This window comes from Bacillus sp. FSL R5-0397 (assembly GCF_038593395.1).
Lineage (GTDB): Bacteria > Bacillota > Bacilli > Bacillales > Bacillaceae > Bacillus > Bacillus altitudinis.
This window is the reverse complement of the sequence record NZ_CP151992.1, coordinates 1,436,779-1,461,083: the sequence shown is the minus strand read 5'-3', so window position 1 is coordinate 1,461,083 and position 24,305 is coordinate 1,436,779. Positions and strand designations below refer to the sequence as shown.

Here is a 24,305-nt window from a genome sequence, read left to right as displayed (position 1 = left end):
TCATGAAGTCGTAATTTCTTTTAACACATTATATAAACGTGTGGCCGCATCTGGTACTCCAAGTTCTTTTGTTAAACGGCTCATTTGATGTAGTTTCTCGTCATTACCAGCAATTTCATCAATTGCATGAAGCAAGCGATCTCCAGAAAGCTCTGATTCTCTTAAAACGATCGCAGCATCATGTTTTTCAAGTGATCTAGCGTTAATTTCCTGATGATTTGCGGTCACGTATGGACTTGGAATGAAGATGGTCGGAATTCCAAGTGCCGTCACTTCAGCAATCGTTGTGGCTCCCGCTCTTGCAACAATGACATCAATTGATTTTAAATACTCCGGCATTTGATGCAAGAAAGACTTTGTGATCATATTCGGTGCTTCACCTTTTTCTTTTAATTCGTTCAGCACTTTTTCATAATGAACCTCACCTGTAATATATAAAAGCTGATAGTTCTTTGCCTTTAATTCATCTTGCATGTCAATCACTGCTCGATTGATTGGAGCTGCACCTCTGCTCCCGCCAAAAATGAGAACCGTTTTTTTCTTCTCATCCAGCCCAAACTCTTTAAGAGATTTTCCCTCTTTAATAGAGACGACTTCAGAGGCTCTTGGGTTTCCCGTAAAAACAACCTTTTCTGAAGGAAAGTGTTCCTTTGCTTCTTCAAAACAGATGGCTACTTTATTCACATACCGTGCCAGAAACTTATTTGTGATGCCTGGCAGGCTATTTTGTTCGTGAATGATCGTTGGGATTTTTAGCTTAGACGCAGCATAAACAACTGGACCACACACATAACCACCTGTTCCAATAACAGCATCCGGCTTAAATTCTTTTAAATAAGATTTACTTTTTTGGACGCCCTTTAGAAACCTCATCACTGTTTTTACATTATGAAAGGAAAGCTTTCTTTTAAAACCTGAAATTTCAATTGATTTAAAAGGGATATTTTCTCTTTCTACAATTTTCTTTTCAAGCCCATTCTCAGTGCCAATATATAAAAATTCCACATCAGGATGCAGTCTTTTCACTTCTTTAATAAAAGCTAGAGCAGGATAAATATGCCCGCCTGTTCCGCCTCCACTAATAACTATACGCATTATACCATTTCCCCTCAATTTTTTTCTGCTCTGAACAAAGTATAAACCCTGTTTTAAACAACAGGGCTCCGTCAAAACCTGTAAAGAAGAGTCAATCATCATGTTTTCGAAACAGAAACTGCCATTTTCACTCTTCAAATCATTTTTTCATACTTTTGCAAAATAAAAGTCTATATGGTTTCATGAACTAACAGCACATTAATATCTAGCATACCTGCTTACATTCAAAAGTACGCCAATTGCCATCAGCATTAATGTCAGTGATGAACCGCCATAACTTAAGAATGGGAGTGTGATGCCCGTCACAGGGATGAGACCAGTGACAACTGCGATATTAATCATTACTTGAATGGCAACCATTGAGATGATGCCCACTGCCAAGAAACTTCCATATAAATCTGGTGCCCCAAGGGCTATTCTAATGCCTCTCCACAATAGAACACTAAAGAGCAGCAAAATGAGTGATCCACCTATAAATCCAAGTTCTTCAGACAATATAGCAAAGATAAAGTCTGTTTGAGGCTCAGGCAAATAGAAGAATTTTTGTCTACTCTGACCTAGCCCCATTCCAAACAGACCGCCTGGACCGACAGCGTATAAGGATTGAATAATTTGAAACCCGCTACCAAGTGGATCCTCCCAAGGATTTAAATAAGATGTAATTCGTTTTATTCGATAGGGTGCTGATAAGACAAGTGCGGCAAATCCGCTAAGCCCTAAAAGACCGAGAAAGATAAAGTGAGCGATTCTCGCACCTGAAACAAATATCATAATAATACAGGTTCCAACCATAACCGTTCCTGTACCTAGGTCCGGCTGTAGCATAATGATGGCAAATGCAGAAAACACAATGCCTAGTGCTGGGGCGAAACCTTTACGAAAGGATGTGATATTCTTTTGTTTTTCAGATAAGAATTTTGCAAGAAACGCAATCATCGCAAGCTTCATAAATTCAGAGGGCTGAATACTAAACGCACCGACACCAATCCAGCTTCTTGAACCATTTCTCTCCATACCGATACCAGGAATCAAGACAAGCACGAGGAGGAGAAAACACACTGCAATCAGTATCTTTGACCAAGTCCGCCACGTCCAATAATCGACCCGCATAATGAAAAACATTGCGATAACTCCGATTCCGGCAAACAAAAGCTGTCTTTTTGCAAAATAAAACGAATCATCAAATTTATACGATGCCCACACAGCACTTGCGCTGTACACCATAATTAAACCAATCGTCAATAAAAGTAACGTAATGACAACAAGCAAAAAATCCGGAGAAGTTTTCTTATTCGTCAAGAGACCGACACCCCAAGCATAATTTCATTTGGGCTGTCAGTCATATGAGAGACAAGCCCTTATTTAAGCATATGCACGGCGTTTACAAACATGTCTCCACGTTCTTCAAATGTTTTATGCTGATCCCAGCTTGCACAAGCTGGAGACAATAAAATCACGTCTTCTTCTTCAGATATGCTAAACGCCGCAGGTACTGCTTGTTCAACATTATCGACATGTTTTACGTGATGTATTCCCAGCTCTTCACCAAGCTTCACAAACTTAGGCGCAGTCTCACCAAATGTAATTATTCCTTTTACATTCTTCATAAAAGGTTTTAATTCATCAAATTCATTGCCACGATCCAGTCCACCTGCTAGTAAAATGGTCGGCTGCTTGAAGGCAGACAAAGCTTTACTTGTTGCCAGTATATTGGTCGCTTTACTGTCATTATAAAATTTTCTATTTTGAATCGTCTCCACAAATTGCAAACGATGCTTCACTCCACTAAATGTAGTAAGAACTTGCGCAATCGCTTCGTTTGAGCAGCCTGCATTTTTTACAACACAAATAGCTGCTAGAATATTTTCTTGGTTATGCTCACCAGGAAGAACAACATCCTTGAGGTCAATGACATGTTCATTCATATAGTAGATGGCACCATCTTTAATAAACGCTCCATGTGCTACCGGCTCTTTAACAGAGAAAAACACTTTTTGCGCTTTCGAATCTTCTGCTAGTTTGACAACAGATGGATCATCTAGGTTAACCACAGCTATGTCATCTTCTTGTTGATGTGCATACACTTTCTGTTTTGCTTTTTCGTATTCTTCACGCGTGTGATGATAGTCTAAATGTGCGTCAAAAATATTTAATATTAAGCTGATTTTAGGTCTGAATTCAACGGTTCCCATTAACTGAAATGAAGAGAGCTCAGTTACGATCCATTCATCGCCCGCTGCACGCGCGGCAACTTCACTTGCGACCGTTCCGATATTACCAGCTACCAATGTTTTTTGGCTGTCTTTTTTCAACATTTCATAAATCAAAGTGGTCGTGGTCGTTTTTCCATTTGATCCGGTAATCCCAATAAAAGGAGATGAGGTCAAATGATACGCCAATTCTATTTCAGTCCAAACTGGAATTTTTCGGCGAAGCGCCTCTTGAACCATCACATTCTCATAAGGAATTCCAGGGTTCTTAATTAAAATCGTAATTTCTTTATCGTCAAACATACGAAGAGGATGACTGCCACAAATGACATCAATCCCCTTTTCAGAAAGTAACTGAGCAGGCTCGTTTTCTTCAAAAGCTTTTTGGTCATTGACCGTCACGTTTATTCCGTGCTCGTGAAGAATTGAGGCTGCCGCATATCCGCTTTTTGCAAGGCCTAGTACTAGTACATGTTCGTCTTTTAACATTTGCATCCTATTCAATTATAACCACACCTCGATGTAAATTCCTAAAACAGCAAGCAATAAACCAGCTGTCCAGAAGGTGACAACTACTCTCCACTCAGACCAGCCAACTAACTCATAGTGGTGGTGAAGCGGGCTCATCTTAAAGATTCTTTTTCCAGTTGTTTTGAAGGAGATGACTTGAAGGATAACGGATAACGTTTCAACAACAAATACTCCTCCAATAATGACGAGTAAAATCTCAAGTTTCGTTAAAATGGCAATGGCCACTATGGCACCGCCTAAAGCAAGCGATCCCGTATCACCCATAAATACTTTTGCAGGATGCGCATTAAAGACAAGGAACCCAAGGACAGCGCCTGCTACTGCTACCGAAAAGATCGCCACATCATACTGAGATTGATTCCAAGCCAATATAGCAAAAGCTCCGAATGCAATAGCAGCTGTTCCAGATAATAAACCATCAAGTCCATCCGTAAGGTTTACCGCATTAGAACCACCGACAAGCATGAAAACGACGAGGATAAAGTATGCCCATCCTAAGTCAAAGCTGACATCTGTTCCTGGAATGCGAATAGTCGTTGCAAACTCATAATAATGGAAGACTGCATAGAAAATCACAGCAATCACAATTTGCCCGATCAGTTTTTGTTTCGATGTTAAGCCAAGATTTCGCTTCATCGCTACTTTAATATAATCATCTAAAAATCCTAATAATCCGTAGCCAAGGGTGACAAATAACAATAAAAACATTTCTGGACTAATCTCAGAGAATTTGTTAATCATCACGATCGTTGTAATTGTAATAGAAAAGATAATCATAATTCCACCCATTGTTGGGGTACCAGATTTTTTTTGGTGAGACTGAGGTCCTTCTTCTCTAATACTTTGACCAAATTTAAGCCTTCTTAAAAACGGAATAAAAATCGGGGATAAAAGAACACTGATTAAAAATCCCATTATGATTGTAAACAATATCACCTGTTCAAGCATTGTTCTTTACTCCTTCCGAATTTCCAAAGCCGTTTTCCATTAGAAAATAGCATTCATTATTATGATATTCATTCGTGTCTTTCGTATGTTGTTTTTGTACAAAATGCTTCATTTCATTACACTCTTTTCATCATTTTTAAGATTTGTTTAGATCTAAAATAGCGTCCGCTGCCACCTTGGCATCATCAAAGTCATAGACTTGATCACCAATGATTTGGTACGTCTCATGGCCTTTTCCAGCTATTAAGACTGTATCGCCCTTTTTTGCATTAGCAATGGCAAAAAAGATGGCCTGTTTCCGGTTCACAAAGCTGTGATAATAGGCGTTTGGTACGCCATTTTCCATGTCTTTCAAAATGGCTGATGGATCTTCACTTCTTGGATTATCTGATGTAAAAACAGGCTCATCTGCATATTTCACAGCGATTTGGGCCATCTGAGGGCGCTTGGTTTTATCACGGTCGCCCCCGCAGCCAACTACACAGAAAATTCTACCTTCTGTTAATTCTCTGCACGTAGTCAGTACATTTTCTAAACTGTCAGGTGTGTGCGCATAATCAACGATGACTGGGAAGTCTTGATCAAAATTCACAAGTTCGAATCTTCCTTTGACTCCCTCAAGTTCTTCAATGGCACTAACGATCGTTTCAAACGTTAAGCCTGATACAATTCCTACTGATACAGCTGCTAGAATGTTATACACATTGAATTTCCCAATAAGGGCAACCGTCACGTTTTTTGTGCCGATTGGGGTAATCAAATCAAATTGTGTTCCCTTTGGTTTGATTTGAATGTTCTTTGCCATTACATCTGATTCTTGCTCTAAGCCATACGTCATAATTTCAGCAGCTGTGACTTTTTCAAAATAATTAGACGCTTCATCATCTGCATTTAAAATGGCATGCTTCGGCTTATCGTGCTGAAAGGCACTTCCGAGCTGGGAAAAGAGCAAGCTTTTTGCATGTTTATATTCTTCCATTGTGTTGTGGTAGTCCAGATGATCTTGGGTAAGATTTGTAAAGACGGCAATATCATAATCACATCCATGAACACGCCCAAGATGCAAAGCATGTGATGACACTTCCATAATGGCCGTATCTACCTCTTGATCAAGCATCTGCTTAAAGGTCTTCTGAAGGGTGACACTCTCAGGTGTTGTGTTTTTCACTTCGAGAATTTCATCGTTTACCTTCATATACATCGTACCGATTAAACCTGTTTTTTTATCGGCTTTTCTCATGATTTGCTCAATCATGTGTGTTGTGGACGTTTTCCCGTTCGTTCCTGTAATACCAATTAGATTGAGTTTATGAGTTGGCTGTTCGTAAAAAGCATCTGCCATTCTTGCAAGTGCTCTTTGAGAGTGTTTTACAATAATGACTGGTACATCTGTTAGGTGAAGTGGGTGTTCTGCTACAATCGCTGCAGCCCCGCTTTTCACAGCTTTTTCAGCGTAATCATGTCCATCTACTGTATAGCCTTTTATACAGACAAAAAGACTCCCTTTTTTCACTTCTCTTGAATCCATTTCAATGGAAGTAATCTCCGGATTTTCGTTTATCAGTTCACTGTTTTCACTTTTAAAGTATGTAAGGAGTTCTTGTAATTTCATTTCATATCAAACCTCTCAAATTCGTTCACGTGCATGTCTTGTGAAAAAAACACACAGTCTATATTTTATCGTAAAAAAAAGGATACATCCAGCGTATTCCTTAAGTTTCTCTTGGAAAAAACACACTTTATGCTCTTTTTTTAAAGCGACCCTTCACTTTCAACAAAAAGAGGCAGCCGAATGAGTGCGGCTACCCTCTGTTCATTCTTTATTATTCATCATTTAAGTATAATCGGATCGTGGAACCTTCTTTGACCTTTGTGCCGGCAGCAGGCGATTGCTTCACCACTTTACTGCCAGTTCCTGAAGCATCAATCTTTAAATTAATCAGGAGTGATTCAAGGTCAGAAACAGATCCTCCTACAAGATTCGGTACCTCAATGGTTTTTGTGTCCAGCCATTGATACTTCTTTTCAATTTGTCCTTTTCTTTTTTTCACGCCCATTTCAGGCAGACTGTCTCGCATAATATGGCCCACAATAGGTGCGGCTACTGTCCCACCAAATTGAATCGTGCCTTTTGGGTTATCTACTGCTACATATACAACAATGCTTGGATCATCCGCAGGTGCAAACCCGATAAATGACACAATGTGGTTATTTTCCATGTACTTTCCGTCTTTTACTTTCTGTGCTGTTCCTGTTTTTCCGCCCACCCGATATCCTTCAACGAATGCATTCCGACCAGTTCCTTGAGCGACTACACTTTCAAGGGCATACCTGATTTCTTTAGACGTCTCCGCTGAAATGACTTTCTTCTTGGCAATTGGTGATTGCTTTTTAACTACCTCTTTTGTAATTGGATCGATCCATTCTTTTGCAATATACGGCGTGTAAAGCGTTCCTCCATTTACTGCGGCTGCCACTGCAGCCACTTGTTGAATCGGCGTAACAGATACACCTTGACCAAAGGCTGTTGTTGCCTGTTCTACAGGACCAACACGATCAAGCGGGAACAAAATTCCTCTACCTTCTCCTTGAAGGTCGATTCCTGTCTTTTGACCAAAGCCGAAATTTTTAATATAAGAAAATAGTTTATCTTTTCCAAGACGGTCGCCTAGCTCGACGAAACCTGGGTTACAAGAGTTTTGTACCACTTCTAGAAACGACTGTGATCCATGTCCTCCCTTTTTCCAGCATCTGAGCCTTGCGCCATCCACTGTCACAGATCCGCTGTCAAAAAAATGATCACGTTTTAAATTCACTTTATTTTCTTCCAAGGCAGCTGCCAGTGTAATGATTTTAAACGTCGATCCTGGCTCATATGTGCTCCACACCGGTAAGTTTCGGTTAAATACTTTTGAATCAACTGATTGATAGTCAGCCGGATCAAAGTCAGGTCTGCTCGACATTCCCAGCACCTCACCATTTTTCGGATTCATGGCAATGGCAATCATGCCATCTGGGTTATATTTTGCCTGAGCATTGTCTAGTTCTCGTTCGATGATGGTTTGCACTTTTGAATCAACTGTTAATTTCATATCAAGGCCATCTTTAGGCGGTGTATAATCATCTGCTTCATCTGGCATTTTCTGCCCTTTTGCATCAGAATAAAATTTCACAGAGCCTTTTTCACCTTTTAGGTCATCATCATAGTACGCTTCTAGCCCAAGTAAGCCTTGATTATCAATTCCAGCAAAACCTAATACATGAGATAAGAAACTTCCAAACGGGTAATGTCTGATGCTGTCTTCTGCTACATAGACTCCATCTAAATCAAGTTCTCTGACTTCTTTTGCTTTTTCATGAGATACTTTTCTCCCCTCTGGGGAAATTCGTTCTATAGACGTTTTCTTGGTGACATGCTTGTACGCTTTCTCCTCAGACATATTCAGTACTGCAGCTAATTTTTTGCTTGTTTCTGCTGGGTCTTTCACCTGCCGCGGCACGACTAAAATAGAGGGCGCACTTTTGTTCGTCGCAAGCTCCACCCCATTTCGATCCAAAATATCTCCTCGTTCTGGTTCAAATGGGAGGTTACGGCTCCATGAATCTTTCGCTAAACTTGTCAGCTTCTCGCCCATAATAAACTGCACATATCCTAATCTAGTATCTATGATGAAAAAAATGATCACCCCAAACAGCAGCACGAAAAGCAATCGTTTTCTCACTGTTACACTTGACACTCGCACGCCCGGTTCACTCCTTACATATGGCTTGTTTTCATCATATGCAGGCTCGTCTTTTTATAGAACGATCTCGTCCATCGCTCAAGCAAAAGAAAAAAACCCAGCAAATGATTTGCTAGGTTTTCAAGTTAATTTGGACTTTTGAAGGTCACTGTGACGACTTTATCTGAAATCTCTGCTCCACTTTTCACGCTTTGTTTGACAGCATATCCCTGTCCATTTGTTTCAATATGCACACCTGAAATAGACGCATATTGAAGAACTTCCCTTCTGGACCAGCCTGTCATATCAGGCATTTTAATGGTTTTCCCTGCTGTTTTCAAAAAGACTTTCTGGCTTTCAGAGAATTCAGAGCCCGCATTTGGCCATTGGCGTTTAATGGATAAACCGTCACCAATGACAACAGGTGATAACTTTTTGTTTTTTGCTTCTGTTTCTGCCTGTTTCACTTCTAAATCTAGGAATGACGGCATTGTTTCTTGTTTTATTTTCTGTTTGCCAGATTTTTTATCGTCTGTTTTTGTTGGTGCGATATTTAAATAGAGCAAACTATTTTTCATCACAGGGTTAAAGATTTCTGAAACAGGGGCAGAGCCTGTCTGTGTTTCAGATAGCTGAGGCTGTTGGACAGCCACATAAACGAGTAGCTTCGGATCATCTTTTGGTGCCATTCCCATAAATGAAAAGACGTAATCGTTTCTCCCTTGAAGGTAGCCGCCAGCACCGCCAATTTGTCCTGTACCCGTTTTCCCAGCGACATCAAAACCTTTGATTTGGTATGGCTGTCCTGTGCCAATTTTTGAGGAAACGACCTCACCTAAAATGTCACGGACTTGCTTCGCTGTATCAGAAGAAATTGGTTTTCCTGCTACTGTTGGTTCGTGCTGTAAAATTGTTTTGTTTGTGTTCGGATCTGTAATATGATCGATTACATATGGCTTCATCATCGTTCCACCGTTTGCAATGGCTGTCGCCGCTTCAATTTGCTGAATTGGGGTAATCGCGGACGCCTGACCATAAGCAGTCGATGCTTTGTCATATTCGTATCTGAAATTGATTTTACTAGACGCTTCGTTCGGCAAGTCTATGCCTGTTTTGTCATAGAAATGGAATTTTTGCAAGTATTGTTCGTAGCGTGTGAAACCTAATTTTTCTTTTGCCAATTTCGCAAAAGCTACGTTTGAAGAACGTAGAACACCTTCATGAAAATCAATTTTTCCCCAGCCATTTCCGTTGTTATGGTCTCTTACAAGACCGCCGCCTACTTTATAAGTACCAGACTGATACTTGTCACTGCCTTGGTACACTCCTTCTTGGATAGCAGCAGCAAGTGTAAAAATTTTCATCGTTGAACCTGGTTCAAATGCGTAAGAAATGACATCGTTGTTATAATTCGTAATGTCGAGTTCATTTAAATTAAAGCTTGGCCGCTGTCCCATTGCAAGAACTCTTCCAGTTTTCGGATCAACGACTGTCGCAATGATTTTCTTCGGCTTATATTTTTTAGCGACCTGCGTCATACTTTCTTCAAGAAATGCTTGAATTTTTTGGTCGATGGTCAGTGTGACGTTTTTCCCATCTTTCGGGGCAACGATGTCTTCTTTACTATTCGGAAGTGCCCATCCGCTTCTGTCGCTGTTATACGTTACATAGCCATCTTTTTCTTTTAAATATTTATTCAGAGCCTTTTCTAGACCCATTGCGCCTGACATGTCCTTGGTGGCTTCATCTAATCTAGCATAACCGATTAAGTTCGAAGCGAACATGCCGTTTGGATAATACCTCTTTGTATCTTTTTCAAAGGCGATCCCAGGAAGTTTTAGCTTTTCAATTTTTTCCTTAGTTGAAAAACTAATATCCTTTCCGGCTTTACCAAACTCGACTTGGAACGCATCCTTTGTATTCAGACGCTTTAAAATTTCACTCTCACTCATATCAATGACTTTTGACAGCTCTTTTGCTGTCTTTTCTTTGTCAACGACATGCATCGGATGCTTTGGATCGACCGTCATTTTCTTGCTCATGATCGCAATCAGTTTATACACAGATGTATCTTCCGCAATCACATTTCCGTTTCTGTCTAAAATGGAGCCTCTTTTGGCTTCAAGTGTTTTTTTCGATTGATATTGTTCATTGGCTTTTGCAGCTAACACTTGTCCATCGACGGTTCCCGTAATCTGAATATAAATAAAACGTGCAAGGATGATAAAGAAAAACAGGGCGAAGCAAATACTCGCAATTGCCGCGCCTCTGTTCATCATTTTATTCTTTTTAGGCATCGCCATGTTAATCGACCTTCTTAACATCTTTCGACATGCTTAAGCCTGCTTTTTTAGCGGCTTCAATGATTCTCTCTGGTTCACTTAGTAAATCTTTTTGCTTTTGCAGTTCAGTGATCTTTTTCGATTCTAAAGTCACTTGCTGTTCTAGCTTCTGCACTTCGATATTTGCGTGATAAACAGCAAAGGCTTTAGAAATGATGAGGATCGAGCTGCACATGAGAGCCATGACAAACATGACAAGTAAGATTTTTTCACCAAGTGTAATAGAACCTCTTCTTCTAATCACAACCGATTGACCTTGTTGCTCGGTTTGATGTTGCTTTACTTCTCTTTGGTAAGCCAAATTACTCATAAGAAACCTCCTTTTTATCATCATCTATGGTGTCGTTTACTTTTTTTCTGCAATTCGGAGCTTCGCTGAACGGGCACGGTTGTTATATTCCAGCTCTTGTTCTGATGCAACGATTGGTTTTCTCGTGATCAGCTTCAGTTTTGGTTCAAGTCCTTCTGGAATCACTGGCAGTCCGTGCGGAAGTTCTGGAAGAGAAGACATTTCTTTAAATGTACTTTTACAAATCCGATCTTCAAGTGAATGGAATGTAATGACAGAAATTCTCCCCTTCGGATTGAGTAACTCTATTGCTTGTTCTAGTGCTTCTTCAAATACTTTCAATTCATCATTTACGGCAATTCGGATCGCTTGAAATACTCTTTTCGCTGGATGTCCGCCTTTTCGTCTTGCAGGTGCGGGAATTCCTTCTTTAATAATGTCGACAAGCTCTCCTGTTGTTTCAATTGGCGCTTTTTTTCTGGCTTCTTCAATTTTGCGTGCGATTTGCTTGCTGAACTTTTCTTCCCCATATTTGTAGAAAATCCGAACTAGATCTTCAAATGGCCATTCATTCACCACTTGTTTTGCCGACAAAGCAGCGGTTTGATCCATTCGCATGTCAAGAGGTGCATCATGGTGATAACTAAAGCCTCTCTCTGGTGTGTCAAGCTGAGGTGATGAAACCCCAAGGTCAAAAATCACACCGTCTACGCTTGTAATTCCTTGTTCATTCAGACGTTCTTTTAAATATCGGAAGTTGCTTTTTATGAAAAGAATGTTCGCTTTAACATGTGCGAGCTTCTCTCGTGCATGATCCAGTGCAGCATCGTCTTGGTCAAACCCAATTAATGTACCTTTTTCTGATAATTGAGATAGTAAATATGAGCTATGACCTGCGCCGCCTAGCGTGCAGTCCACATATGTACCGTCTTCTTTGACGTTTAAACCGTCAACTGTTTCTTTTAATAATACTGTCTCATGTTGAAACATGATGATATGGTCCCACCTTTTTCAAATAGAAATGAATGTGTAGAAAGCTTGCTGCACAAGGGATTATTATATATCAAATCCAATCATGTTTTCAGCAATTTCAGCAAAAGAATCTTCTTGCTCTTCTGTATATTGTTCCCAGATCGACTTACTCCACAACTCAATTCGATTTGAAACGCCGATGACCACACATTCTTTTTCGAGTTTTGCATATTGGAGTAGGTTGGATGCGATGTTAATGCGCCCCTGCTTGTCCAGATCACATTCAACTGCGCCGGAGAAGAAGAACCGGGTAAACGCGCGTGCATCTTTTTTCGTTAGCGGCAGTGCTTTGAGTTTCTCTTCAATTAGTTTCCACTCACTCATAGGGTAGCCAAATAAACATTGATCAAGCCCTCTCGTCAGCACAAACTGTTCTCCGAGACCGTCTCTAAATTTAGCAGGGATGATCATGCGCCCTTTTGTATCAATCGTATGTTGGTATTCACCCATGAACATGATCATCAGAGCCCCACTTTCTCACCTATACTCTCCACTATCCACCACTTCTCTCCACAAAACTTATTTTACACTGTTTCTACATAAAAAAAAACCCTGAACTAGTCAGGGTTCATTAAAACTTTATTTCAAAGTTTGACAATTTGTTGCTTGTTTTGAAATGAAAATGGCAGATTTTTGAACGTTTTGAAGAATTCTGGACCATATTTGTTTAAAAAGTACATGATATTCCAAATTCTTTCTTGTGGTGCTTCGAGTGGTTTTAAACTATTTTCAATCCGTTCAAAATCTCGAAGGATGTATCCTTCCTTCTCTTCCACACGCTTTGCAACCTTTTGATAAACAAATTGAAGCTGGTCTTCTATAAATTTGGCATTTTTATCTAATAGCTGTTCAAAGCTTGGTTCGATCTCTAGCGCTTCTTGTCTCATGGCCTCGTGAACATTCGCTAATTCACGTTTGGCATGTTGAACCGATTGAACGAAGCTGTCTGGAAGACTTTGCTGAAAGTGCGCATCCTTCTTTTCTTTCACGCCTTTTGTCAGCACTTCTTCAACCGACAATTCTCTTATCGGCAGCTTCTTATCAATATGCCTTTCAAGAATGGTGACGTGCAATCTTGGAAGAACGGGTGCCATTTTGACATCGAAGTACTCGAAGATGCCTTTCAGCTCACCCCAATAGTTCACTTCACCGTGTCCAGCCATAAAAGCAAGCGTTGGAAGAAGGGTTTCCTGCATCAATGGACGGGTCACCACATTATTGCTAAACCGCTCTGGGTGCTCCTCGACTTCCTGCAAAAGCTCATCTTTTGTCCAAGTAAGCCCCACTTCAGATATAGAAAATTGGCCATTCTCTTGTTCAATGAGGAAACGCTCATCATCATATTCGTAAAACAAGTTGGCTTGATGGTCACCAGCTTCAATAATCGGCTGATACCCCGCTTGTTCCATGGCAGCTTGCGTGTTATTTAAGTGAGCCACGATCGCATCACTCGACTCCACAATTTGCTTGAATAACGTACGTTCAAGTGGCTTCACGCCGAAGTCTCCTGAATTCAATAACAGCAGTCCATCTTCTTCAAATAGATCGCAAACAATCCACTCAAAGAAATCAGTAAACGTTTCTGATTTGCGTAAACATCGAAGAAGCTGATCAAACAAGTCATTTGTGTAAGCAGATTCCTCATAGGTTGAAAATACATCACGAAGCCATCTCTCTGTTTTCTCTTGGTGGAGAGGTGTTCTTTTCGCAGCTGTTTTTTTCACATGATGTAATGGAAGCTTTTGTTTGACTGGGCCTTTTTCGCCAGACGTGTACACAAAGTTAATTTCGTCTACGTCGTGATCTTCACCCGCTACCCAAAAGACCGGGATAACAGGAACGCCAAGCTCTGATTCTTTTTCTTTGGCAAACTGAATAATGGAAATGATTTTATGTATGGTATAAAGCGGACCTGTCAGTAGGCCTGCCTGCTGTCCTCCAACCACCATGACGCTCCGTTCATCACGGATCTTCTCAATATTCTCACGCATCGCAGCCGAATCAAATTTTGCATGATATGCGCTCATATAATCCGCTAAAGCCTCGCGCGGGAAGCTCCTTTCCATGAGATCGTCGTATCTCTTTTTCCATGTGTGCTCAGAATGTATATCATAATCAAAAAAAGCAGTCATCTCTTTTTTTTCTTCTATATAATCACGTATGAATAAATTCTGACTTCGGATGGAAAGTTCAGTCAATTGCATGTTTAGAACTTCCTTTCTTCAATAAATAGTTAGTTTCCCGAAAAAAGTATAGCATGTAAATGAGCTCACTCAAAAGATTTTGTTTGCTTTTTTTCCAATACTTCCAAGCTTCTATTCAAGAAAGTGAGGAATGGCGGCGTCATCCCTTGACCTTGAGCTTTTTTTAAAAGGTAGCCAATGATTGCTTTTCTTTCAGTTTGGCGGCCTTTGACGATATCTTGCAGCATCGACGATTGATTGGCAGCCGTTTGATGGCAAATTGATTTCACATGAGCCCATAGACGATCTTTCTCAAGCAACCCTAGAATGGAAACCGCTTCTTCAAATGCACATGTCATCATATGTTCATATGACGGGTTCGATACCAATTCCCCATTATCCACATGTAATAAAGCCGTCAACGGATTAATACACACATTGACGAGCAGTTTTTCCTCCAGTACTTTCTTCCATTCATCTGTATAAACCATTTGAAAATCGCCCGTTGACAGTTCACTACTCATAGGTCCTTTTTCCTCATGCAGAAATGCTCCCCACTTGATGACACCAATTCCTGTATGGTTTACTGCGCGATCAGACACCTTCATTGCGCCATGCTCTACTACACCAATATATAACTGATGTGCCGTTTTCCAGTTCTTTAAATCGACGAGGTGGGCCATTCCGTTCTGCAAAAATAAGATCCGATGACGAGGCAGTCCCGATAATTCCCCTAGAACATCTTGCAGATGATGATACTTCACTGTCACAATCAGCAAATCAAATATTCCTTTGACCCTCGTATCGGCCCCAACAGCTGATTGAATGGTTTCCCCTCTTACCATTCGTTCGATGCCTAATGCTCGAATTTCTTCTGCCTGCTGTTTTCTTCTTGTAAAGACGGTGATGTCATGATGCTCTGATAAATAACTGGCACAAAGCAGACCAATCGCACCACCGCCAATGATTCCAATTTTCAATTGCCGCACTTCCTTTTTTCTGTTTACTTCATGTTATCAACCATTTTACCAGTTTCGTGCTACGATGCAAAAAGCAGATAACGCGCTATGATTGAATTTTTTTAATTAAAAAACTATAATAATAAGTGTAAAAACTTTTTTAGGCGGATGGGATGAAAACGCCTTCAATGACATCACTGTCGACATTATGTGTGTAAGGGGGAAGATCACATGACACAAGTAAAACGTCTTCTGATTAACTACAAAACATTAGAGGAATTTAAACAATTTAAGGAATATGGCATACAAGAACTTTCCATGCTTGAAGACCTAGAAAGTAATATGATTGAAAATGACAGCAACTCTCCATTTTATGGGATTTACTTTGGAGATAAGCTTGTGGCACGTATGAGCCTCTATCAAGTAGATGGCTCGACGACGACGTATTTTGACCATAATCATGATTATCTAGAGCTGTGGAAGCTAGAAGTGTTGCCAGGATATCAACGTAAAGGATACGGCGAAGCACTTGTTGATTTCGCAAAATCTTTTGGCCTTCCAATTCGAACGAATCCACGCGTCAAATCCGCCGGTTTTTGGGATAAAATGGGCTTTGAAGCGGTGAAATATGATATGGAACGCGATAAAGGAGAAAACCCACTCATTTGGGAGCCTGCACATATTCAAAAGAACACAGGTGAGTCCGCTTAATCATTTTAATCATTAAGAAAACGCCCCTCTTTCCATCTATGAGGGGCGTTTTCTTATTTTGCGTAATCTTTTAAGCTGATATTCTGTTTGACTCTTTCAACAATACCAATAAGTGCCCGGTAATCTTCTTCTGTCATTTTTAATTGACGTTTCAGCTGTTCATTTTCTTCGTTGAGTGATTTTAATTGATGCTGTGCATCTTTAAGCTCCTCCCGTAAATAAGCTGGACCAGATGGTTCTTTCTCAAGCTGCTCTAGAAACCGAATTACTTCTCGAAGCGTCAGTTCAGTCTGATCAGAAGATGCCTTCTCTTCTATGGTGAACGCATGCTGCGGTAAACCCGAAGAATGGATACCAATTTTTTTACGCAGTTCTTTTCGCTGTTTTTTGGCAAGCTCAATGCCTGCCTGGTACTGCTTTCTGACGTAAGAATTCCACCTGAATCCACATGCTGCTGCTGTTCTTGACAATGCTTTTCCAACCTCTTCAAATGCTGAAAGCTGGGTACCCCCATCTCGGATATGCCTTAAAACAACTTCTGCTAAAAGTAAATCTTCATCTTGTGTCCATGCGTCCTGCCGTGTAATCGTCAACTCATCATCCCCCCTGAATCTGAATACCACATCATATGCGCTTACTAGAGTAGATAGACTATTTGCAGGAGAGAAACCTAAAAAATAGATCAATAAAAAAACGCAAGGGAAGATTCCCTCACGTTTTTTTATCAAGCATTAGTTGCTTTTTACGTCTTTGCCTTTGTATGTTCCGCAAGATTTGCAGACACGATGAGAAATTTTCATTTCACCGCATTCTGGGCAAGCTACCATACCAGGTACTTGTAGTTTGAAATGCGTACGACGCAATCTTTTTTTCATTTTAGAAGTTCTTCTAAAAGGTACAGCCATTATTCCCACCTCCTTAAAGAGTTAAGATTCATTATTTTCTTCTAAGAGCTTCTTCAAGCCTTCCAGACGAGGATCAATTCGGTTTTGATGTGCATCTTCCGAAATGACCGCCCAGTCATTCCCTTCCTGTGGTGCAGCACCTTTTACGTCAGCTTGGTCGCAAAAGATTTGCATGGGCACTTCAAGAAGTATTTCTTCCTTGACTAAAGGCGTTAAGTCGATGATATCGTCTTCTACAATAGAAACGTCTTCATCTTCTATATCGTCTGTCTTATGAAGTACAAATAGTTCTTTTGTTGAAATCGCAAATGGATAATTTACATCAACAAGCGTTCTTGAACAAGGCAATGTCATTTCACCTGTGATGGTTAAATCAAATGCGACTTGCTTTGATTCGATCACTCCAGTCCCTTTCACCTCTACTGGTGAAATGCGACGTATATCTGAATGAAGGCTAGTAAGTTCATTTAAGTCAACCGTCTCATGAAAATCGAAGCTGTTTTTAGCTTTTTGATGTAACTGATAAACTGTCCATTTCAATTGTATCACCTCTAAGAGCAACAAACATGATTATAGCTTTCATCATGCTATTTGTCAATATTTTTTCTTTACAGTCCTTCATGATGTCAAAGGGCTGTTTGACATCAGTTCTCGGAATGCCTACACTGAAAAAAATGGTCTTCATTTTTCCCTTATGCTACTGTAGCACAGACCATTTAACCATAGCAAGAAAGGCGGAACATCTATTGAAAGCAGTGGGAGTCGTTGTCGAGTACAATCCATTTCATTATGGGCATGCCTATCATGTGAATCAGGCGAAAAAACAAACCTCCTCAGATGTTGCCATTGCCGTCATGAGCGGTTCTTTCCTCCAGCGCGGGGAGCCTGCCATCGTCTCAAAATGGGCACGTACAAAAATGGCACTGCAAAACGGTGTAGACATTGTGTGTGAGCTTCCATACATATATGCCGTACAAAAGGCAGAAACCTTCGCCAATGGCGCTGTGTCTATCCTCGATGCATTAAAATGCCATTCTCTTTTTTTCGGCAGTGAGGATGGAGAAATCAAGGCATTTGAGCGCACAGCACACGCTTGGCATGAAAAAAAGGCAGAGATTGATCTTTTAACAAAAGAAAAGGTGAAAGAAGGTCTTAGTTATCCCGCAGCAGCAGCAGGTGCGTTTCAAGAGGCCATTCATTCTGAACACTTACTGGATTTGTCCAAACCAAATAACATTTTAGGCTTTCATTATGTTAAAGCCATCTTAGAGAGAGCTCCTCACATGCAGCCTTTTACGTCTCAAAGAATTGCATCTGATTATCATGATGAAGAACTGCCTGACACCCAAAAAATCGCAAGCGCCACAAGTATCCGAAAAGCTTTAAAAGAACAGAGCTCATTTCAAGCAGTCAAGCCCTACCTCCCGGACGCTTCTTTAAAGCAATTACACGACTATCATTCTTCATATGGTCTTTTACATACGCAAGAAGCCTATTTTCGCTTTCTGAAACATGTTTTTCATACAATGGATACGAGTGAATTAGAGGGCATCTATGAAATTGAAGAAGGCATTGAACACCGCATGCAAAAAGCCATGACACATGCGTCTTCCTACGAGGAGTATCTATCACTTGTCAAAACAAAACGATATACGTGGACAAGGTTACAGCGGATGAATACGCATCTATTAATGAACGTGAAGAAAAAGACGATGCACGAGCTGCTTGAAGAGAAAAAAGCGCCCTATATTCGTTTACTTGGAATGACAAGGAAAGGACAACAGTACTTGTCTCTTGTAAAAAAAGAGTTGGATGTACCACTTGTGAGTAAACTGTCTTCCTTTTCACATCCCGCCCTTGATCTTGATATTCGCGCTTCAAGGGTGTTCAGCCTTCCCATCTCTGAACCCATGCAAACAGAGTTAACAAAAGCAGAGTTTAAAACATCACCGATTCGATATGATGAAGAGAGCGGACTCTTTTCATCTCGATAGAAAAAAAGCAGCCTGCAAGTCAGGCTGCTCTTTTTTATGATGCTTTCTCTTTTAATTTGTTTAAATAGTTTAGTGCGTCCTGCATGGTATCCACAGGAACGATTTTCATATCACTTTTAATATCTTTTGCTGTTTTGACTGCATTTTTGTAGTCAGAGTTTGGGTCACCTTTATCATTCGGTGCAAAGAAGATGTCTTTTCCTGCTTTGTCTGCTGCAACAACCTTTTGATCAATTCCGCCAATCGGTCCGACTGTACCATCTGCATCAATCGTTCCAGTTCCTGCGATCGCATAGCCATGTGTTTCATCTTCTTTTGTCAGCTGATTGTAAATTTCAAGTGACATCATTAAACCAGCCGATGGACCGCCGATGTTTTCAATATCCACTTTCACAGAAGGAGACACTTTCACATGACGGTCTGTAAATAATGATACGCCAATTCCCACTCGTTTTGGCTCTTCTTTAAATGGTTTTAACGTCACGTTCTGCGTAATTTCTTTGCCATTACGTTCAAGTACAAAACGGACAGTCGTGCCTGCTTTTTTACTGCTGATATACGAAACCATTTTATCTGCTGACTCATATGTATGGCCGTCGACGCTTTTGATCTTATCGCCAACTTCAATCTTCCCATATGCAGGCATTCCTTTCATCACATAGCTCGCATATACCCCATTAAACGTATAATCTACTTTTTTCCCCGCTTTTGTATAAGCGGCAATCATCGCATTTTCTTGAGAACTTTTCATGAGCTGCAGCTGCCGTTTCATATAATCCTCATCAGACTCTCCGTCCGCTTTAATATTTTCTTCTGGAACGATTTCGTCATACTTGTTCATTTTTGCAAGCAAATACGTATATGGATTGGCTGGACCTACTTTAATGGTCATAAGAGAAAAGCTGCCCTTCTCGCCATATCCTCCGTCCACTTGAATGTGTGGCGCAATTTCTGTGGCATCACCTGGCTTTGTGACGTAATAGGGCAGTTTCACAAAAGTTAAGCCAAATAAGACTAGAACAACAGCAAAAAAGCTGAGCCAGCGAATATTTAATTTTTTCATTCGATTAACACTCCCATTTATCAATGACATCTTTCAGTTTTCCTTTTAGTTGGTCGGCGGCGAGTTCACCTGCTTCAATCATTTCTTGAACCTGTGTAAACGCACTAGAGCTAAAGGTCTCGAGCTTCGGCCGAATCATGAGATCTGCATGAATGGTTTGGTGACGAACCAATTCATTTTGAAGGATGTCCAAACTTTGCATAATGACATCCGATAATCTCGTTGCCTTTTCTGTTTTTTTCACCCTAGATACATCAGAGGCGATAATGAGATCTGCCCCCATTTCTTTGAGAACAGAGACAGGAATGCGGTCCACTACCGCTCCATCCACCAATTGCCTGCCGCCTATTTCATGCGGAACAAACACACCCGGAATGCTAATGCTTGCCCTGACTGCTTGTGAGACAGACCCTTCTTTGAACACAACCTTCTCCCCTGTCTGAAGGTCACAGGCGACAATCGCAAGAGGCATGCGCATTTCTTCAATATTCTTCCCATATGTAAACGTGTGAATCAGCTGCAAAATTCGATTTCCTTTTAACAGACCGATTTTTGGCAGTGTATAGTCAGCATAATACTTTCTTCTGAAGACAAGTGCAAGTTTTTTCATTTTTTCTACGTCTTGTCCTGCTGCATAAAAGCTCCCCACAAGAGCACCAATACTGCTTCCTGCGATCATATCCACCTGAATTCCTTGTTTCTCAAGACTAGATAAAACCCCGATATGCGCCATCCCTCTGGCACCCCCGGAGCCCAGCGCAAGCCCGATAATCGGTCGTTTCATGAATCCACCCTCCTCTTTCTATGCATATATACGAATCTATAGGTCTAAACATGCCCCTTCTCATCGTATAGTAATAGAAGACAGGCTCGGCTAGCATCTCTTTTTCTTTAATCACGAGCTCGCCAATAGATTATAACGGCAAGGGGCGACATCTCCATGAAAAAATGGAACACTCTGTTCATCGCTGCTTTTTTTATCTTTTTAACAGCCACTGTGATTACACATCCACAAGCCTCTTTGCAAGCATCGAAAAATGGACTTGCAATGTGGTGGGAAGTGGTTTTTCCATCGCTGCTACCTTTTTTTATTTTGTCCGAGCTATTAATCAGTTTCGGGATTGTCAGATTTGTCGGCGTATTATTAGAGCCATTTATGCGGCCTATCTTTCGGGTGCCTGGTGTCGGCGGATTTGTGCTGGCGATGGGAATGGCCTCTGGTTTTCCTTCTGGCGCTAAATTGACGACAAGACTTCGGCAGGAAGGACAGCTGACGAGAATTGAAGCAGAACGCCTTGTGTCGTTTACCAATTCTTCAAACCCTTTGTTCATTTTTGGAGCAGTGGCTGTAGGATTTTTTCATCACCCAGCTTTAGGCATTGTGTTAGCCTGTGCACATTATTTAGGAAATCTCGCGGTTGGGGTGACAATGCGCGGATATAAAGCACGTCATGATGCGCACCTCAGAAGCCGAAAAGGATTTTTATTGCCTCCAATTCGAGAAGCATTCAGCGCTCTTCATATGGCAAGACTCGCAGAAAAAAGACCACTTGGCCAAATATTAAGTGACGCTGTCATGTCATCTGTTCAAACGCTCTTTATGATTGGCGGCTTTATCATTTTATTTTCTGTCTTTAGTCAAATGCTCGCTGTCGTTCATGTAACAGATCTTCTCTCTATCGGGATCGGCTCTATACTGAAAACGATGCACCTTCCGCCGGAATTAGATCTAGCCATGATTGCGGGTCTATTTGAAATCACATTAGGAAGTCAGCTCACAGGGTCACAAGAGGTTTCCCTGCTCGCTAAAACAATTGTGGTCAGCTTTATTTTAGGATTTAGCGGATTCTCCGTTCAAGCTCAGGTAGCCGGCATTTTGGCAGCAACCGATATACGCTTTAAACCCTTTTTCTTCGCCCGTTTACTTCACGGTATTTACGCAGCCGTCTTTGCCTTTTTGTTATTCAAACCCCTTTATGTCTCTAAAGCAGACATGGCGCTTCCAGCAGGGGCATTTGAAACAAGCGAGCAAGTCGTGATGTTTAGCAGCGTGTTATGGAATCAACTTGTATCTGTTGGTCCTCTCATCACCTTGTTCAGTCTGATCGTGTATATTGCGCTCTATTATCAGAAATTAAAAAATGGATGAGTGCACAATGCACTCATCCATTAAATTTTTCTTTCAGCGCAGCTTCGACCTCTTGCGGTACAAGCTCTTTGACTGATCCATGATATTTCGCTACTTCTTTAACAATGCTTGAACTTAAGAAGGAGTATTGATTATTCGTCATCATAAAGAACGTTTCAATGTCATCATTCAACACTTTGTTCATTGATGTCCCTTGCATCTCGTATTCAAAGTCCGTCACCGCTCTAAGTCCGCGCAAAATGACTTTCGCCTCTTTTTGTTTCGCATAATCAACGAGCAGTCCATGAAAGGATTCCACTTTGATATTTGGTAGCTCCTTTGTTGCTTGACGAATGAGTTCACATCGCTCTTCAACAGTAAACAACGGCTTTTTTGACGAGTTATTGAGGACGCACACATATACTTCATCAAAAATCTTTGCCCCTCTTTTGATAATATCCAAATGGCCCAATGTGACTGGATCGAAGCTACCCGGACAAACGGCTATATTCCCCATGCTTTAATTTCCCCGCTTTCTATAGATCGTAATGCCAGTCATTCCGTACATTTCCTGCCTTGAGATATGCAGCTGTCCTGCTTCCTCTGGCAGTGTCACATCTTTATCATGCTCACACACAATGACGCCATCATCTGCTAATAAGGAATGCTCATCAATCGTATCAAGAAGTGCTTTCAACTTTTGATCTTTATACGGCGGATCAAGGAAGATGGCTTGAAAAGATTCTTCTCGCTTCACTACAGCGGCGAGTGCACGGTTTGCATCATTTCGAAACACTTCACTTTGATCCATCAGCGACAATTGATTCAAGTTGCCTTTAATCGTCTGAATCGCCTTCACATCTCGATCCACAAATATACAATGATCGAATCCTCTAGAAAGCGCTTCAATTCCTAAACCACCACTTCCAGCAAATAAATCAAGGGCCCATCCCCCATCAAAATACGGTCCAATCATATTAAAAATGGATTCTTTTACTTTATCTGTTGTTGGTCTTGTTGATTGGCCGGGTACGGCTTTCAGCGTGCGGCCTTTTTTTGTTCCAGAAATCACTCTCATTTTTCCACCACTTTTTCTGCTTGCATCTATTGAATATTGTTTGATGACAAAAAATTCAACATTATCTTACCATATCCACTCCACATGGGACAATGCACTGAATTCCATTCATTTTCTATGTATAGATCACAAAAGAGAGGGTCATACTACTGTTAACAGCATCTGATGTGGTGCTGTTGCCAACCGCGGAGAAGACTTACGTTTCCCCATAAGTTCTTCCTCCGGTTTCTCCTCTCCCTTTGCCTTCTCCTTAATGAATCATTAAGAATAGAAGGACCCCGCGGGTGATGCCGCGGGGATTTTTTTGTGTCTTTAAAAGCCCACCTTATAATCATACTCTTTTGCTTTGTCCAATTTCGATTCGTACTCTAATTTAATAAAAGGTTTATAGGAAGGCTCAACACGTTTTACAAATGGCAATGAACTGAGCTTTGCCATGTGGCGCTCAAGATCATTCATATCACAATAAATCACTGCATATTTCATTTTCCTTGAAATATAGTGAACATTCCCAAATTTCCTTAGCGCTTTTGACTGCTTTAACGAATGCAGCCAAACGACCATCCCTTGACGTTTGGTATCCATCTTTTCACCTGCCGCTTTTCAATTCTTTCCGTTCATTATGTAAAAGACGAGACGTTCAAGTCTCGTCAAGATACTTTACAGCCACAGCTGCCTCCTGATCCACAGCCACCGCCGCATGATGATAGACCATCAAAATATGGGTTCCCTGTTGGAACTTTAATATATGCTGATACAGCTTGACCGATTTCAATACTAATCTCATCTAAGATGGATTGAATCGCTGTTTCTGCTTTTTTGAAATCAACCACTGTATCGTGAAGATCTAGCTTTCTTTTGACCTCACGCATTTCTTTTGAGATCGTTCTATAGTCCGGATGGTATTTGCCGAACCGCTGCACATCTTCATATTGCTCTTTTACTTTTGTAAAATGGGCAATAATTTGTTGGGCTTCTTCGTCTTGCTGGAGACGCTTAAAGCAGTTGCGGTAATGTTCAGCCTCCTCCGACTGAAGAATCATGGCAGCCAATTGATTTGCTTCCTCTTGGAGCTCCACGAATTCGATTGTCGCATACATAAATGTTGCACCTCC

At 40.9% G+C, this 24,305-nt stretch carries 24 protein-coding genes; 3 read left to right on the top strand and 21 right to left on the bottom strand.

Features of this window, described 5'->3' with window-relative positions:
- The 12 genes from murG to NSQ70_RS07335 all read right to left on the bottom strand — a co-directional run bounded on the left by murG (window position 1) and on the right by NSQ70_RS07335 (window position 15,332).
- Window positions 1-1,095: an undecaprenyldiphospho-muramoylpentapeptide beta-N-acetylglucosaminyltransferase gene (gene murG / locus NSQ70_RS07390; RefSeq protein ID WP_342502528.1), complete on the bottom strand. Its 1,095-nt coding sequence runs from the start codon at window positions 1,093-1,095 to the stop codon at window positions 1-3.
- A gap of 198 nt (window positions 1,096-1,293) precedes the next feature.
- Window positions 1,294-2,394: a stage V sporulation protein E gene (gene spoVE / locus NSQ70_RS07385; protein WP_007499768.1), complete on the bottom strand. Its 1,101-nt coding sequence runs from the start codon at window positions 2,392-2,394 to the stop codon at window positions 1,294-1,296.
- A 59-nt stretch (window positions 2,395-2,453) separates the two neighbouring features.
- Window positions 2,454-3,809 (bottom strand): UDP-N-acetylmuramoyl-L-alanine--D-glutamate ligase, encoded by a 1,356-nt coding sequence (murD, locus tag NSQ70_RS07380; protein ID WP_058337373.1) that lies wholly within the window; start codon window positions 3,807-3,809, stop codon window positions 2,454-2,456.
- On the bottom strand, window positions 3,810-4,784 hold the full coding sequence (mraY, locus tag NSQ70_RS07375) for a phospho-N-acetylmuramoyl-pentapeptide-transferase (protein WP_007499771.1): 975 nt from the start codon (window positions 4,782-4,784) through the stop codon (window positions 3,810-3,812). It lies immediately after the preceding gene.
- A gap of 136 nt (window positions 4,785-4,920) precedes the next feature.
- The gene (locus NSQ70_RS07370) at window positions 4,921-6,396 is read right to left on the bottom strand and encodes a UDP-N-acetylmuramoyl-L-alanyl-D-glutamate--2,6-diaminopimelate ligase (RefSeq protein WP_249855831.1); all 1,476 of its coding nucleotides are present in this window, start codon (window positions 6,394-6,396) and stop codon (window positions 4,921-4,923) included.
- A gap of 211 nt (window positions 6,397-6,607) precedes the next feature.
- Window positions 6,608-8,527, bottom strand: a complete 1,920-nt coding sequence (locus NSQ70_RS07365) for a stage V sporulation protein D (protein ID WP_017359366.1) — start codon at window positions 8,525-8,527, stop codon at window positions 6,608-6,610.
- Window positions 8,528-8,652: 125 nt separating this feature from the next.
- A complete protein-coding gene (locus tag NSQ70_RS07360) occupies window positions 8,653-10,803 on the bottom strand; it encodes a penicillin-binding protein (RefSeq protein ID WP_024720306.1) in 2,151 nt (716 codons plus the stop codon).
- A 7-nt stretch (window positions 10,804-10,810) separates the two neighbouring features.
- Complete coding sequence (gene ftsL / locus NSQ70_RS07355; RefSeq protein ID WP_058337375.1) at window positions 10,811-11,158, bottom strand: cell division protein FtsL; 348 nt, start codon at window positions 11,156-11,158, stop codon at window positions 10,811-10,813.
- A gap of 36 nt (window positions 11,159-11,194) precedes the next feature.
- Window positions 11,195-12,127 (bottom strand): 16S rRNA (cytosine(1402)-N(4))-methyltransferase RsmH, encoded by a 933-nt coding sequence (rsmH, locus tag NSQ70_RS07350; RefSeq protein ID WP_007499781.1) that lies wholly within the window; start codon window positions 12,125-12,127, stop codon window positions 11,195-11,197.
- 66 nt (window positions 12,128-12,193) lie between these two features.
- Window positions 12,194-12,625: a division/cell wall cluster transcriptional repressor MraZ gene (mraZ, locus tag NSQ70_RS07345; RefSeq protein ID WP_003211163.1), complete on the bottom strand. Its 432-nt coding sequence runs from the start codon at window positions 12,623-12,625 to the stop codon at window positions 12,194-12,196.
- A 128-nt stretch (window positions 12,626-12,753) separates the two neighbouring features.
- Complete coding sequence (bshC, locus tag NSQ70_RS07340) at window positions 12,754-14,373, bottom strand: bacillithiol biosynthesis cysteine-adding enzyme BshC (RefSeq protein WP_058337376.1); 1,620 nt, start codon at window positions 14,371-14,373, stop codon at window positions 12,754-12,756.
- A 65-nt stretch (window positions 14,374-14,438) separates the two neighbouring features.
- Window positions 14,439-15,332: a 2-dehydropantoate 2-reductase gene (locus NSQ70_RS07335; protein WP_342502527.1), complete on the bottom strand. Its 894-nt coding sequence runs from the start codon at window positions 15,330-15,332 to the stop codon at window positions 14,439-14,441.
- Window positions 15,333-15,542: 210 nt separating this feature from the next.
- Between NSQ70_RS07335 and NSQ70_RS07330 the strand changes: the two genes are divergently transcribed.
- A complete protein-coding gene (locus tag NSQ70_RS07330) occupies window positions 15,543-16,022 on the top strand; it encodes an N-acetyltransferase (protein ID WP_007499784.1) in 480 nt (159 codons plus the stop codon).
- Window positions 16,023-16,075: 53 nt separating this feature from the next.
- On the opposite strand, the gene gerR is transcribed toward NSQ70_RS07330, so the two are convergent.
- The 3 genes from gerR to NSQ70_RS07315 form a co-directional block, all read right to left on the bottom strand.
- Entirely contained in the window at window positions 16,076-16,615 is a 540-nt protein-coding gene (gene gerR, locus NSQ70_RS07325) for a sporulation-specific transcriptional regulator GerR (protein ID WP_342502526.1), read from the bottom strand.
- A gap of 138 nt (window positions 16,616-16,753) precedes the next feature.
- Window positions 16,754-16,927, bottom strand: a complete 174-nt coding sequence (gene rpmF / locus NSQ70_RS07320) for a 50S ribosomal protein L32 (protein ID WP_008354700.1) — start codon at window positions 16,925-16,927, stop codon at window positions 16,754-16,756.
- A 21-nt stretch (window positions 16,928-16,948) separates the two neighbouring features.
- Window positions 16,949-17,467 (bottom strand): DUF177 domain-containing protein, encoded by a 519-nt coding sequence (locus tag NSQ70_RS07315; protein WP_039963609.1) that lies wholly within the window; start codon window positions 17,465-17,467, stop codon window positions 16,949-16,951.
- Between the two features lie 26 nt (window positions 17,468-17,493).
- On the opposite strand from NSQ70_RS07315, the gene NSQ70_RS07310 reads away from it, so the two are divergent.
- On the top strand, window positions 17,494-18,921 hold the full coding sequence (locus tag NSQ70_RS07310) for a nucleotidyltransferase (RefSeq protein WP_342502525.1): 1,428 nt from the start codon (window positions 17,494-17,496) through the stop codon (window positions 18,919-18,921).
- A 34-nt stretch (window positions 18,922-18,955) separates the two neighbouring features.
- Here the strand turns inward: NSQ70_RS07310 and NSQ70_RS07305 are convergent, their stop codons facing one another.
- Both NSQ70_RS07305 and NSQ70_RS07300 read right to left on the bottom strand, forming a co-directional pair.
- Complete coding sequence (locus NSQ70_RS07305; RefSeq protein ID WP_017359372.1) at window positions 18,956-19,984, bottom strand: SepM family pheromone-processing serine protease; 1,029 nt, start codon at window positions 19,982-19,984, stop codon at window positions 18,956-18,958.
- Window positions 19,985-19,988: 4 nt separating this feature from the next.
- A complete protein-coding gene (locus tag NSQ70_RS07300; RefSeq protein WP_025207288.1) occupies window positions 19,989-20,768 on the bottom strand; it encodes a patatin-like phospholipase family protein in 780 nt (259 codons plus the stop codon).
- Window positions 20,769-20,924: 156 nt separating this feature from the next.
- Between NSQ70_RS07300 and ylbJ the strand changes: the two genes are divergently transcribed.
- On the top strand, window positions 20,925-22,133 hold the full coding sequence (ylbJ, locus tag NSQ70_RS07295; protein WP_335372818.1) for a sporulation integral membrane protein YlbJ: 1,209 nt from the start codon (window positions 20,925-20,927) through the stop codon (window positions 22,131-22,133).
- A 13-nt stretch (window positions 22,134-22,146) separates the two neighbouring features.
- Here ylbJ and coaD read toward each other — a convergent pair whose 3' ends face one another.
- From coaD to NSQ70_RS07275, 4 genes are all read right to left on the bottom strand, one after another.
- A complete protein-coding gene (gene coaD, locus NSQ70_RS07290; RefSeq protein ID WP_007499803.1) occupies window positions 22,147-22,629 on the bottom strand; it encodes a pantetheine-phosphate adenylyltransferase in 483 nt (160 codons plus the stop codon).
- A 3-nt stretch (window positions 22,630-22,632) separates the two neighbouring features.
- Window positions 22,633-23,190, bottom strand: coding sequence for a 16S rRNA (guanine(966)-N(2))-methyltransferase RsmD (gene rsmD / locus NSQ70_RS07285; RefSeq protein WP_327855507.1), 558 nt, complete (start codon window positions 23,188-23,190; stop codon window positions 22,633-22,635).
- 312 nt (window positions 23,191-23,502) lie between these two features.
- Window positions 23,503-23,775: a YlbG family protein gene (locus tag NSQ70_RS07280; protein ID WP_008345023.1), complete on the bottom strand. Its 273-nt coding sequence runs from the start codon at window positions 23,773-23,775 to the stop codon at window positions 23,503-23,505.
- Window positions 23,776-23,840: 65 nt separating this feature from the next.
- The gene (locus NSQ70_RS07275; protein WP_017359375.1) at window positions 23,841-24,290 is read right to left on the bottom strand and encodes a YlbF family regulator; all 450 of its coding nucleotides are present in this window, start codon (window positions 24,288-24,290) and stop codon (window positions 23,841-23,843) included.
- Window positions 24,291-24,305: the final 15 nt, after the last annotated feature.